At 36.5% G+C, this 13,200-nt stretch carries 8 protein-coding genes; 7 read left to right on the top strand and 1 reads right to left on the bottom strand.

Features of this window, described 5'->3' with window-relative positions; translation table 11 throughout:
* Positions 1 to 21 precede the first annotated feature (21 nt).
* The 7 genes from M2306_RS02025 to M2306_RS02055 are packed head-to-tail and all read left to right on the top strand — an operon-like array spanning position 22 to position 11,936.
* Complete coding sequence (locus M2306_RS02025; protein ID WP_259189033.1) at positions 22 to 2,529, top strand: beta strand repeat-containing protein; 2,508 nt, start codon at positions 22 to 24, stop codon at positions 2,527 to 2,529.
* Positions 2,530 to 2,547: 18 nt separating this feature from the next.
* On the top strand, positions 2,548 to 4,608 hold the full coding sequence (locus M2306_RS02030) for a phage tail-like protein (protein WP_259189032.1): 2,061 nt from the start codon (positions 2,548 to 2,550) through the stop codon (positions 4,606 to 4,608).
* 7 nt (positions 4,609 to 4,615) lie between these two features.
* Entirely contained in the window at positions 4,616 to 5,119 is a 504-nt protein-coding gene (locus M2306_RS02035) for a hypothetical protein (protein ID WP_259189031.1), read from the top strand.
* Between the two features lie 9 nt (positions 5,120 to 5,128).
* Positions 5,129 to 7,678 (top strand): hypothetical protein, encoded by a 2,550-nt coding sequence (locus M2306_RS02040; protein ID WP_259189030.1) that lies wholly within the window; start codon positions 5,129 to 5,131, stop codon positions 7,676 to 7,678.
* A gap of 15 nt (positions 7,679 to 7,693) precedes the next feature.
* Complete coding sequence (locus M2306_RS02045; protein ID WP_259189029.1) at positions 7,694 to 9,019, top strand: T9SS type B sorting domain-containing protein; 1,326 nt, start codon at positions 7,694 to 7,696, stop codon at positions 9,017 to 9,019.
* Between the two features lie 11 nt (positions 9,020 to 9,030).
* Positions 9,031 to 9,963 (top strand): PorP/SprF family type IX secretion system membrane protein, encoded by a 933-nt coding sequence (locus M2306_RS02050; protein WP_002986172.1) that lies wholly within the window; start codon positions 9,031 to 9,033, stop codon positions 9,961 to 9,963.
* Positions 9,964 to 9,974: 11 nt separating this feature from the next.
* Positions 9,975 to 11,936 (top strand): OmpA family protein, encoded by a 1,962-nt coding sequence (locus tag M2306_RS02055; RefSeq protein WP_002986169.1) that lies wholly within the window; start codon positions 9,975 to 9,977, stop codon positions 11,934 to 11,936.
* A gap of 114 nt (positions 11,937 to 12,050) precedes the next feature.
* Here M2306_RS02055 and ygiD read toward each other — a convergent pair whose 3' ends face one another.
* The gene (ygiD, locus tag M2306_RS02060) at positions 12,051 to 12,884 is read right to left on the bottom strand and encodes a 4,5-DOPA-extradiol-dioxygenase (protein ID WP_115090947.1); all 834 of its coding nucleotides are present in this window, start codon (positions 12,882 to 12,884) and stop codon (positions 12,051 to 12,053) included.
* Positions 12,885 to 13,200: the final 316 nt, after the last annotated feature.

Consider the following 13,200-nt stretch of genomic DNA (forward strand, 5'->3'; position numbering starts at 1 on the left):
TTACTTAATCAGAAATTAATCATGAAAAAAATTATATTATCAGCAGCAGTAGCTTTTACAGTATTAACAACATCGAATGTTGTCGCTCAACAAGGATTTGGAACAAACACACCAGATCGCTCAGCTGCTGTAGATATCGTGTCTAGCAAAAGAGGTTTATTGATTCCTAGAATTGATATCCCTAATTTAGACCAAGCAGCACCAGTTGCAAATCCTGCAAATGCCTTAATGGTGTATAATACAGGATCAACAACGGCAGCAGGTTTTTACTACTGGGATGCAACTTATAATAATAATGCAGGTAGATGGGTGCGTTTCGTATCGTCTAACTCAGGAAGCGCAGTAACGGTTTCAGCAGGAACAAATGTTACTGTTAAACCAACAACAGACGGACGTGATACAGATTACAACGTAAGTGTAAAAGGTGGTGCAGAAGCAGGACAAGTATTAGTTACGAAAATAGAAGTAGTAAATGGAGAAACTGTTCACACAACTGAATGGGTAAAGCCAGAAGATTTTATCCAAGGATCAGTAGTTGGTGTAAATGGTGTTACAGCTGAAATAGTTGGTGATAAAGTACAAGTTGGATTAGGTGGAGCTTTAGGTAAAGCAACAACAATTGAAACAACAGCTGGAGAAAAAGGAAATACTTTAGCGATTACAGGTTTAGAAAAATTAGACGGTACTGCTGGAAAAGAATTTGACGCAACTGCACAAAATATTGTGATTATGGGAGCTGATGGAATCTTAAAAGTAGTAACGCCAAAAGCACTTTTAGAAGATGTGATTACAGAAGGAGTAAATGGAAAAGCATTGACTTCATCTTCTATTACAGTGGATACAAATGGAGCTACAGCACTTTTAAAAGATGTAAACATCGAGATTACTCCTGGTGGAGCTGGTGGAATGGTTTTAGTAACAAAAGATGATAATGGAACTAAAACAACAGAATGGGTAACTCCAGAAAGTCTAGGAAATACAGTAACAGCATCGAACGGTTTAACGAAAGATGCAAACAATGATATCGCTTTAGGTGGTGCTTTATCAAAAGCTACTACAATTACAACAGATGAAACAAATACATTGGCATTAGACGGTTTGAAAGAGCAAGATAAAGCAGGTGTAGCTGGTAAAAATGTAGTTCTTGCTGATTCAAAAGGAGTATTAAGCGAAACAACGCCTGCAAATTTAATTGGTCAAGCAATTGAAGATGGAGGAATTGACGCTAAAACATTAAAAGGAGATGGAATTACGGTAACTGCAGGTTCAACTGTAGGCACATCATTAGAAGTAGCAAGTGCTTTATTGAAAGATGTGACTTTAGGTATTGCGAATGGAGCAGTAACAAATGAAAAAATTGATGCAGGAGCTGTAACAGCAGATAAAATGACATCGAAAGATGCAGCGAGTGGAGACAATGCTGAAGCAGGTAAAGTACCTGTAGCTGATGGACAAGGAGGTGTGACATATCAAAATGTTTCTACTGCTATCGGTAAAGATTTAACAACAGATGGAAAAATCGTGATTGGTACAAATAAAGATTCTCAATTAGAGGATGCAGTATTGGTTCCAACTCATTTAAGCATCAAAGAAGGAAGCATTACAACAGATGAAATCGCGGACGGAACAATTGCAAATATTGATTTAGGAAGTCAAGTGGTTTCTGCTGATAAAATGACATCAAATACTACAGCGAATGGAACAGCGACTCCAGCAGGAGAAGGACAAATTCCAGTAGCAGATGGAAATGGTGGAGTTACGTACCAACAAGTAACAGGTGAGTTGTTAAACGGGAAAGCGTTAACCTCTCCAACAGGATCAATTAGTGTAGTTGGTGGAGAAAAAGCGTTGTTAGATGGTACTACTATTGATATTAAAGGTGGTTCTGCAGCAGGACAAGTTTTAGTTACTAAAGAAGTAATTGATGGTAGTACTACTACCTATGTTACAGAATGGGTAACACCAAATGATTTAGGTAATACAGTAACAGCTTCTAACGGTTTAACAAAAACAGATAACGATATCGCTTTAGGTGGTACAATTGATAAAGGAACAACGCTTGCAATTGCGCCAGGAACATCAAATCCTGATGGAACAGTAACTGGAGGAGGTTCTTTAGCAATTACTGGTTTAAAAACGGCTGATTCAAAACAAGGAAATAAAACAGTAGTGGTTCAAGCAAACGGGCAATTAGCAACAATTGACACAGCTGCCGGAAATGTTACAATCAACCAAGGTGGAGATGTAAATATTAGTGATAATTCAGTAGTAAATAACTATCATCCTTCAATGAGCGAAATCGTGATTGAAGTGACATTAGGAGCTACGGATACAAACTTAAACTTACCAGCAGTAAGCGGAACAGAAGGACAAACTATTAGTGTGAAAATTGTAAATCTAAACGAAAATCACGCAGGTTACTTAAATATCAAATCTGAAAGTAATGTATTAGCGTATGGAGCTATGCCACACCAAGGATGGATTATCAAATCGAATGGAACGAAATGGATCGTTGTAGGTCGTAACTAACAAAAAAGAAAAACAAAGATGAAAAAAAGATACATTGGAATTGCAGGACTTGGTTTAGTATTGGCATTAGGTACGCAACAAGTTCACGCACAACAAGGTTTCGGTACAGATAAACCAGCAAAATCAGCAGCAGTAGATATACAATCCTCAAAAAGAGGATTGTTGATTCCACGTGTGGATTTAGTTGAAACAACAAATGGTGTAACACCAATTAATGCTCCTGAAAAATCATTAATGGTATACAACCAAGCAACGACTACTAAAGATTCAGCTACAGATGTTACTCCAGGATACTACTATTGGGATGGAGTAAAATGGGTTCGTTTTGCACAACAAGGAGATATTACTGCAATTAATTTAGCAGGTGACGTAACAGGGCCAACAAATGCTACAATAGTAGGAGCTATTCAAGGTGTTGCTGTATCGAACGTAAATCCAACAGCCAATCAAGTATTGACTTTTGATGCAACAGAAGGAAAATGGAAAGCAGTAAGCTTAACAGAAAATAACCTGACAAGTTCAAAAGGAATTACAGGAACTGGAATTACAGTAAGTGGAGAAACAAATGGAGCGAATTCAACCTTGAAAGAGGTAGCTTTAGCTATTACACCAGGGGCAGCGAATCAAGTGATGGTTACAGATGCAACTGGGAAGTTCACAACTTGGGTGGATCAATCAACGATTGCACCAGCAACGACACATACGATTGGTAAAGTAGAAAATACAAATGGGAATACCCTTATTTCTACTGTAAATGGTGTAGAAGCAACAACAGACATTATTGCTAATGTAAGTAATACCATTACGAATAATACAGTCTTGAATACAACAGTAAATGGACAAACAGGTCAATTAGATTTAGGTCCTGTTATTCAAGCTGGACAAAAAGTTTCTACAGTTGTAGACGGTTTAAACACAACAGTGACATCTACTGTAGATCCTGCAAGTGCAAATACTACAGTATATCAAGTGAATGTATCGAAAGATGCGATTCAAGGAGAGCAAAAAACAACTTCTGTTGTAGGTAAAGATAATAAAGTATCTGTAGTTACTACAGGAGCTGGTACAACGGGAAATAATACAGAATATACGGTAGGAGTAGAACAAGGAAATCTTGATTTAGCTCAAATCGGTGGATCTTTAACACCAGGGCAAATTGCTCCAGGTACAGAAGGACAAGTATTGACAACGGTAAAAAAAGGAGAGGATCTTGCTACTTCTTGGGAAACTCCTAAAGTGCATGAGAATATTTATACGCATGATGGAACGTTGATTAGTTCAACTCCGAATAAAATACAACGTAAAGTTTCTTTTGGAGATTTTCAAAGCTTGTTTTTTGATCGAAATGGAGATGGTCATGATTTTACATTTGATAATTCAAGACATACAGGTTTGAACATGTATGGGGTTATGTCATCTATTGGTTTAATTGCAAGTGAACTTTCTAATGGGATTGAATCAAAGTTGAAATTTATCCATAAAGCAGATTTATCAGAAATCAATGCTAACTCTAATAAAGGATTAAAAATTGCAGCAGGGTATCATAAAGACATTACGTTAGGAACATTTTATTTTAATCCTGGCGAAGACAATGAAACCTATGATCCGGCATTAGTAATTAAAGGAGATAGTGGAGTTCAGGTAGTAAATATCAATAAACCAGCATTCAAAGGAGGAGCAAATGATAAAGTAGTAGTCGCTGATGCAGATGGAGTATTAAAAGCGTTGAAAGCAGTAATGCCAAAATTCTTCTATATGCCATCAGTTATGGTGCCAACTGCAGCGAATCAAGCAACGCAAGAAGGGGTTACTTTTAATAATGATTCTCGTAGAGGTACTATTAATTTGTACACCATCTATCAGAAACAATTTGGAACACCAGTAATGAGCAGCCCAGGAGCAACAGCTTTACCTGTGTTACCAGCAACGGAGCTAGGTTTCCACGTAACATACGCTACTTCAGGAGTATTTACAATTGAAAGCATCGATGCTCAAGGAGTAATGACTTATACTGTAAGTGCTAGTGCGAATGTAAATGTAGGAAGCTTTATTAATATTGTTTTCTCTGTTAAAGAATAACCAAATAATGAAGAAAAATATTTTATATATAACTTTAATTTTTGCTCTGTGCTTTGGTATCAAAACACAGGCGCAAAATGTTATCGCTTATGAAACTAAAGTAAGTAGCTTATCTGCTTCTCAAGCAGAACAAGTGAACTACCTAGCTAAAGGGGTGCCTACTTCAATCTTTGTTACTGAAGAAAATACTTCGGAAATGTATAATGGAGATGAATCAGCCGTTTTGGCTATGAACATCACAAAATCAACTGATTTTGGGAAATTGGCGGCCGATTTTGGAAATAAATTAGCAGAAATAACGATTGTAAATATAGTGTGGGATGGACAGCAAGAATTAGTCCTTCCAACTGGTCTTTTAGATCGAATGCCGAATTTAAAATACATCTATATTCAATCGTATAGTGAATTAAATCAATCTGTGATTTCAACTAGGTTTCCAAGTTTGATGAATCAATTAGAAGGAAGAACAAACGTGGAAGTATTGTATACTACAATGGAACAACCAAGTTAAAAGAAAGTTATGAAAAATTTTATGAAGAATATCGGGGCTTCTCTTTTTTCTTTTTTGATTTTAAGTATTGTATTGTTACATGCAAATTCAACACAAGCACAAATCAGAAAGTCATTTGAGCCTCGCCAATCAACCAAAGCGCCTGCTCCTTATACAAACGTAAAAAATTACAATTTACAAGGTGATTTTTTAATGTTGGGAAATACAAGTCTTACATTAAGTACCTATGCTCTGAACAAGGATAATAGTAATAATTCGATGGTCTATGTCAATGTTGATACTAGTAATGGTATAGTCAATTCTTCTTCAGCAGAGTTAGTATTACCAGGGGGAGAGTGTACAGAAATTGTTTATGCTGGTTTGTATTGGTCAGGTAGAGCACACAATGGAGGACAATCGAGTGACCAATTTACAGTTCGAAAAAATAGAATTGATTATACGTTACACAAACGAAAAGTTAAATTGAAGAAAGGGAGTAATGCGTATATTGATGTAGAAGCTAGTGTAAATGATATTTATTATCCAAGTGATAAAGACGGTAATATGTATTCGGCTTATGCAGATATTACAGCATATGTACGTCAAAATGGAGCTGGAAATTATACCGTAGCGAACTTAGCTTTGATTGAAGGAAATGGTGGAGGAACAGGTTTTTATGGAGGATGGGGAATGGTTATCATCTATAAAAATGCTACAATGAAATGGAGAGATATTACGGTATTTGATGGACATGCGTATGTAGCAGGTGGAAATTATAAGTATGAATTGCCTATTTCAGGATTTAAAGCATCACAATATGGAAACGTAAATGTTACGTTAGGAATGATGGCTGGTGAAGGAGATCGTACGATTGATGGAGATTATTTCGAAATTAAGAGAGGTAATAACTATGATCGTTTGTCTCATGGAGGTAATACAACAGGTAACTTTTTTAACTCTTCAATCGCAGTAGGAAATACAGCTAGAAACCCTTCTTTAATAAATAATACAGGTTTTGATATTGCTAAATTTGATTTAGATAATAGCAGCAATAAATATATAGGTAATAATGCAACCAATGCGACTTTCCGTTATGGAAGTACACAAGATACCTATGTTATTTATAATATTGTTTTTGCAGTAGATGCCTACGTACCTGAGATTATTGGAGAAAATAAAGCTATAGCTGTTGATGGAGTAACTCCAAGCAATAACGGACAAATTTCTCCCGGACAACGATTTGGTTTTGAATTAGACGTATATAACAAAGGAACAGAAGCGGTAAACGATTCAAAAATAGCAATTCCTGTACCGTCCAATTTACATTTTGCAGGTGCAAATGTACAAACTGGATTTCCAGGAGGTGGAAGCGTAAATTGGTTCCCTCCAACAGGTGGTACAAATGATCCTAATGTTACTGCAGGAGGAACTATTGTATGGGATATAGGAGTTTTACCTTTAGATCAACGTGCAGATAAAAGTACTCTATTAGCGAAATTGAAATACTATTTTAAAGTATCAGATAACTGTGTATTATTATCTACGAATGTTTGTGGTTTAGAAGTGCGTATCAACGGTAAAATTTCGGGAGTAGGTGCTACGTCTACAACTGAAGTAGGATCAGATTTAGTGAGAGATTATGGTAGTGGCACTTGTGCAGGACCTGTATATGATGATTTTATTTCTACGATTTCACTGAGTGTTGATTTCTTACAAAACTGTAACCCACCAGTTGAAAATAATGTGATGCAATTCAAAGCTTTTTGTCAGCTACCAGGTAACGGTACAGCATATCCTAGAACGGAAGTTGTAAGTAAGTATCCAATAGGAACAAAATTCTTTAGTACAATTCCATCATCTTATGACTCTACTACAGGGGTAGTATCGAATGATTTTACAGTTAACACAGATGGAAGTAAGAAAATGTACTATGTGATGACACCTGGTATGGGAGCTGGTTGTTATGCTAGATTAGAAATTAGTGTAGACAAGGTGGTAACTGAACCAACAACAAAGGATAGTACTGTATGTTTAGGAGAACCAATCGTTTTAGAAAATGCTTTATCTCAAACAGGAGTGACAAATCAATATGCTTTGGTATATTTTGCTGCTAATGGAACGACTAAACTTGAAGGTGAACCAAATCCTACAACAGTAGGCGTACATAACTACTTTGTAGCAGAAGGAAAAGACGGATGTGTTGGACCAAAGAAACCATTTACGATCACAATTAATGCTTTACCAGTTATCAATGGTGAAGTAGCTGATATGGAGATTTGTTCGAATTTTGATGTTACAACAACAGTGCAAACAACGGGTTCAGGATTGAGTTATACTTGGGAGTATTCAACAACAGGTACAACATGGCAAACGTTAACGGACACTACTTTTTCGAATAAAGTTGTGGTTACGGATAATACGATTGCAGTGAAACATGCGGATAATCAATTAAACGGTACAAAACTGCGTTTAAAAGTAAGTAACAATACTTGTACAGCGACGTCTAATGTATTTGAAATTAAAGTAAAAGATTGTCCTGCTGTAACAAATCCAATGTTGTTAAATTCTGCTATTCAATAATCTAAACGAAAGAGTATGAAAAAAATATATAGCAACCGAGTACTTTTCCTAAGTTTATTAGGTGTTAGTGTAGCGGCAGTAGCACAAGAGAACCAAGCTTCTTTTGTTAACCAAGGGGAGATGGTTGTAGGTAAAGATGGAATTATTTCCACCATCTACAGCTTTGATAACCAGGAGGGAGCTTCTGTAGTGAATGCAGGAACGGCTTATTTTTACCGTGATTTCAACAATAATGGATATTATTCTTTTGATGAAGAAAGAAAGAATAACAGTACAAGTACGGCTGTTTTTACCCGTTATGAAGATGAGCATGGATCACAGTTGCTAAGTGGTAAATCTCCTTCTAAATTTTATAATGTACAGTTGAATAACGATACGAAAGAAGTAGCGTTTGATTTGCAAAACAACATCGACGTACATGGAACAATGGATTTTCTCGATGGAATCATTAAAGTAGATCCTACAATTGATCCAGGAGAAAAAGTATCAAAAGGGATGTTGAGTTTCCACCCTGGATCTAAAGCAACGAATGTAGATGATGCTTCACACGCAGAAGGTTTAGTAGAAAAAATCGGAAATGAACCTTTCCAATATCCAAAAGGAGATAAACAGATGTATCGTTATGCGCGTATTACTGCGCCTAAAGATATTAAAGACGTTTTCCTTGGAGAATACCGTACAGATGACAAACAATTCTTTACTGCGCGCGCAGCAACAGCTGGTGTAATTAAAGAGTTGGATACGGATGAGTACTGGTTAATCGATAGAGGAAGTGATACAAAAAGTGATATCTTATTAACGTTGAGTTGGGATGAGCGTACAACGCCAGCTTCTATTATTGCAGACCCAGAAAACGAATTGCACATTGTGCGTTGGGATGCTAAACAACAACTATGGGTAGATGAAGGTGGAGTTGCAGATATGTCAACGAAAGAAATCACGACGGTAGCAGCAGTAAAAGGATATGGATTCTTTACATTAGCAACCGTGAAAAAAGACTGGATCTTAGATGGTGATATCGTCATTTATAACTTGGTAACACCTGATGGAGATGGTAAAAACGATTACTTTATCATTGACAATATCAATAAATATCCAAACAATACGGTAGAGATTTACAACCGTTGGGGGGTAAAAGTATACGAAACTAAGGGCTATGATCCATCAGGAGACGGAAGTTCAAATGTATTCAAAGGATATTCTGAAGGACGTGTAACCATAGATAAGAGCAAGAAATTACCAAGCGGAACATACTATTACGTAGTAACGTATGAGTACAAAAACCAAAATGGTAGTCGCATGATTAAGAAAGCTGCAAATTTACATTTGGAGTCTAATTAAATCAAAACTAGATGAAATTAAAAAACACAATACAGACGATTGTTCTTGGAGGTATAGGTTTGCTCAGCATGACGCAAACCTATGCTCAACAAGATCCACAATATACGCAATACATGTATAACCATTCCAATATTAACCCGGCGTATGCAGGGAGTAGAGAAGGGTTAAACATCTTCGGTTTATATCGCACCCAATGGGTAGGATTAGAAGGAGCTCCTAAAACAGCAACCCTATCGGTAAATACACCTTTAGGAGATTCAGGATTGGGATTAGGAGTGAACTTTGTGAATGATCACTTGGGGGTAATGGATGATAATACACTATCCGTTGATTTATCCTATGCAATTGATTTGAATTACCATACTAAATTAGCCTTCGGATTAAAAGGATCGGCAAATTTATTAGATGTAAACTACAGCAAATTGCATATTTACAATCCGACAGATCCAGTAGCAGAAAATGATATCAAGAATAAATTCACACCCAATGTTGGAGCAGGATTATTCTTATACTCAGATAAAGCATATGTAGGATTATCTATACCAAACATGTTAACGCGTTCACGTTATAACGACAATGACACGAAAACACTGCGTCAAAAAATGCACGTGTATTTAACAGGGGGGTATGTGTTTGATTTAAATACCAATATCAAATTCAAACCGGCAGCTATGGCAAAAATGGAGCAAGGATCTCCATTGCAAGTGGATCTATCTGCAAACTTTATGTTTGTTGATAAATTTACAGCGGGAATTGCGTATCGTTGGGATGCTTCTGTAAGTGGTTTAGTTGGTTTCCAAGTGTCAGAAAATATCTTTGTTGGATATAGCTACGATGCTGAAACAACGAAACTAGCCAATTATAACTCAGGATCTCACGAAATATTCATGCGATTCACTTTGTTTAACAGCTATAAGCGTATTACTGCGCCAAGGTTCTTCTAATTGTTACAAGTATGGTAAAACAGATAATACAACTGGCAATTTTGAGTGCAGCCTTGAGCTTTAGCTTCTCAGGATACAGCCAGATAAAAAAAGAAAAACAAGCGGATAAAAGTTTTGATCGCTTGGCGTATATTGACGCAATTAAAGTATATGAGCGTATTGCCGATAAAGGATTCGTTAATACTTCAATTTTACAAAACTTAGCGGATGCTTACTATTTCAATGGAAAGTTAGTAGAAGCAAATAAATGGTATACGGAGCTATTTGATGGAAATTACGAAGATAAAGATGTAGCCGCTCTATCTTCTGAATATTACTATCGTTATGCACAAACGCTAAAAGCAGCGCAAGAGTATACCAAATCAAAAGAAATGATGGATCGTTTTGCTGCATTAGAGCAAGAGGATTCTAGGTCAGCGTTGTACAACAAAAACCGCGATTACTTAGAGCATATTGAAAACTTTTCGGATCGTTACGACATTAAATTGTTAGACATTAATACGGAGTACTCAGATTACGGAGGAACCCTATTAGGAGATCAATTGGTATTTACTTCAGCACGTGCAACAGAGCACGAAAGCGGAAGTAAAATTCACTCGTGGACTAACGAAAGTTATACTAGCTTATATAGCTCGAAAATTGACCAAAATGGTTTTGGAGAACCTGTGCTTTTCGCACCAGAGATTGAATCAAAGGTGAATGATGCCACAGCTGTTTTTACACAAGATGGGAATACGATGTATTTTACACGTAACAATTCCAAAGCCAGCGGAAAAAGCAAACAAAATAGAGATAAAACGTCTTTATTAAAATTATACAAGGCAGTAAAGCAAGCGGATGGGAAGTGGGGACTAGTAGAGGAATTACCGTTTAATTCGGAAAATTTCAATACAGCCCATCCTGCTTTAACTCCTGACGATAAATGGTTGTATTTTGTTTCAGATAGAAAAGAAACACTAGGACAATCGGATCTATTCCGCGTAGCTCTATATGAAAATGGAGGGTACGGACCAGTGGAAAACCTAGGAAAATCAATAAATACAGAAGGAAGAGAAAGTTTTCCTTTCATATCTTCGGATTTTCAACTATATTTCTCCTCTGATGGGCATCCAGGTTTAGGAGGAATGGATATATTTGTAGCTAAATTATATCCAAACGGTACTTTCGGTCCTGTGGTAAACATGGGAACGCCAATTAACAGCAGCCTTGATGATTTTGGATTCTATTTAGACCCAAAACAAAACAAAGGATTTGTTAGTTCAAACCGCGCAGAAGGTAAAGGATCAGATGATATTTATTTCCTTGCAGAGAAACCGTGTAAACAAACGATTGAAGGTACGGTATACGATAAGGATACCAATGAAGTATTAGCTGATGCCCTTGTGGTAATTTCTGATGCGATGTATCAAAAATCAGATACAATTTATACAAATAGCAAAGGTTATTACGTTACTTCTTTATTAGACTGTGGACATAAGTACCGCATCAAAGCAGAGAAAAAATTATACAATACTGTTGAAGTTGCTTTCAACGTAAATCGCGAACCAGGGGTTAAAACCGTAAATATCGGATTAGAGAAAACGGAAAAACCACTAGGTGTAAACGACGATTTATTCAAGAAATTAAAACTTCAACCGATTTACTTTGACTTTGACAAGTCGAATATCCGCAGAGATGCTTCGATTGAGTTGATGAAAGTAGTAGAGGTAATGAAAGAATACCCAACATTGAAAATCGATGTTCGTTCGCATACTGATAGTAGAGGAAATGACGAGTACAACATGAGTTTATCTGATCGTCGTGTGAAATCAACAATCAAGTGGATGATTGGACAAGGAATTGATCCAAGCCGTTTAACAGGTCGTGGATATGGAGAAAGCCAATTGCTAAACAAATGTAGTAATGGTGTACCATGTACAGTTGAAGAACATCAGTTAAACAGACGAAGTGAGTTCATTATTATAGAAATGTAATACAAACACATAACAAACAACAAAGCAATTTTTTTTCGATGATCCTGCTGTAGGATTTAAAATAAGCAGCACTAAGCCCACAAGAGCGCTCGATTTATCGAGCGCTCTTACTTTTTATTGGTAGTACATAAAAGAAGTCATACTTAATGAGCCCCCTACATAGGCATCATTGAAGAACATTAACTCATCCTTCTTGTCTTTTAAACCTAAATTGTATAGCATGGGAATATAATGCTCCAGGGTAGGAATAGCAAGGGAAATATGGGGATGTAACTTTTCATAATCAAGCAGTCGCTTAAAATCATACTCAACAATCGCTTGTTGAAGCACAGCATTAATTTCTATCGCCCAATCAAACCCGTAATTGTTTTCCATTTGATCCCAAGATAACAAACGCAGATTGTGAATCATATTACCACTGCCGATTAGTAAAACGCCTTTTTTGCGCAATTCACGCAGTTGTAAGGCCAATTGATAGTGGTAGTCCAATGGTTTATAATAATCAATACTAAGCTGTAAAACAGGGATATTCGCCTGAGGGAATAGATGTCTGGTAATAGACCAAGTACCGTGATCCAATCCCCAATCGTGATCTAAATGAAGATCAAACGGTTGAACCAATTGCTGGGTTTCAACAGCTAAAGCAGGATCGCCTGGTGCAGGATAAGATACTTCAAATAAAGGTTGCGGAAATCCTCTAAAATCGTGTATAGTTTCGGGAAAGTCCATGGCGGTAATCGCACTCCCTTTCGTTAACCAATGAGCAGAAATAACTAATATGGCTTTAGGGGTGGGTAATGACTGGCCTAAACTATGCCAATTCTGTGAAAATACAGTATCCGTGATGGCATTCATAGGCGAGCCATGCCCAATAAATAAGGTGGGCATCACCTGTTCACTATAGGATAAAGTCTGTGAAAAGCGATAAAGATCTTGAAGCGATTGCATAGTATTTGATTTTGATACGTAAAGTTCTGCAATTTATTTTTCTCTTTTGGCTTAAATGTTAAACGTTTAACTACCTAAAGAAAAGAAATAAAATGAATGTATTTGGTTGGAATCCTGCTAAATTCTGAAAATCTAAATCTTAAAATTAGTATAAAGTAATGGTGTTTTTTACTTTGATTTTGTGTTGGAAGGAGGTGGGAAATTTGAATCTTATAGCTTTTGTAGGGCTGTAGTTTTAATAATATAAGGTGTTTAAAATTACCTGCTGTACTCCCTTTGTTTTCTTAATTTTTTATAAAAAGGATGGAACTAATTT

This window comes from Myroides gitamensis (assembly GCF_029894455.1).
Lineage (GTDB): Bacteria > Bacteroidota > Bacteroidia > Flavobacteriales > Flavobacteriaceae > Flavobacterium > Flavobacterium odoratum.

Coding starts and splice junctions, on each gene's coding strand:
- M2306_RS02025 (WP_259189033.1), top strand. CDS start 22: ATGAAAAAAATTATATTATCAGCAGCAGTAGCTTTTACAGTATTAACA.
- M2306_RS02030 (WP_259189032.1), top strand. CDS start 2,548: ATGAAAAAAAGATACATTGGAATTGCAGGACTTGGTTTAGTATTGGCA.
- M2306_RS02035 (WP_259189031.1), top strand. CDS start 4,616: ATGAAGAAAAATATTTTATATATAACTTTAATTTTTGCTCTGTGCTTT.
- M2306_RS02040 (WP_259189030.1), top strand. CDS start 5,129: ATGAAAAATTTTATGAAGAATATCGGGGCTTCTCTTTTTTCTTTTTTG.
- M2306_RS02045 (WP_259189029.1), top strand. CDS start 7,694: ATGAAAAAAATATATAGCAACCGAGTACTTTTCCTAAGTTTATTAGGT.
- M2306_RS02050 (WP_002986172.1), top strand. CDS start 9,031: ATGAAATTAAAAAACACAATACAGACGATTGTTCTTGGAGGTATAGGT.
- M2306_RS02055 (WP_002986169.1), top strand. CDS start 9,975: ATGGTAAAACAGATAATACAACTGGCAATTTTGAGTGCAGCCTTGAGC.
- ygiD (WP_115090947.1), bottom strand. CDS start 12,884: ATGCAATCGCTTCAAGATCTTTATCGCTTTTCACAGACTTTATCCTAT.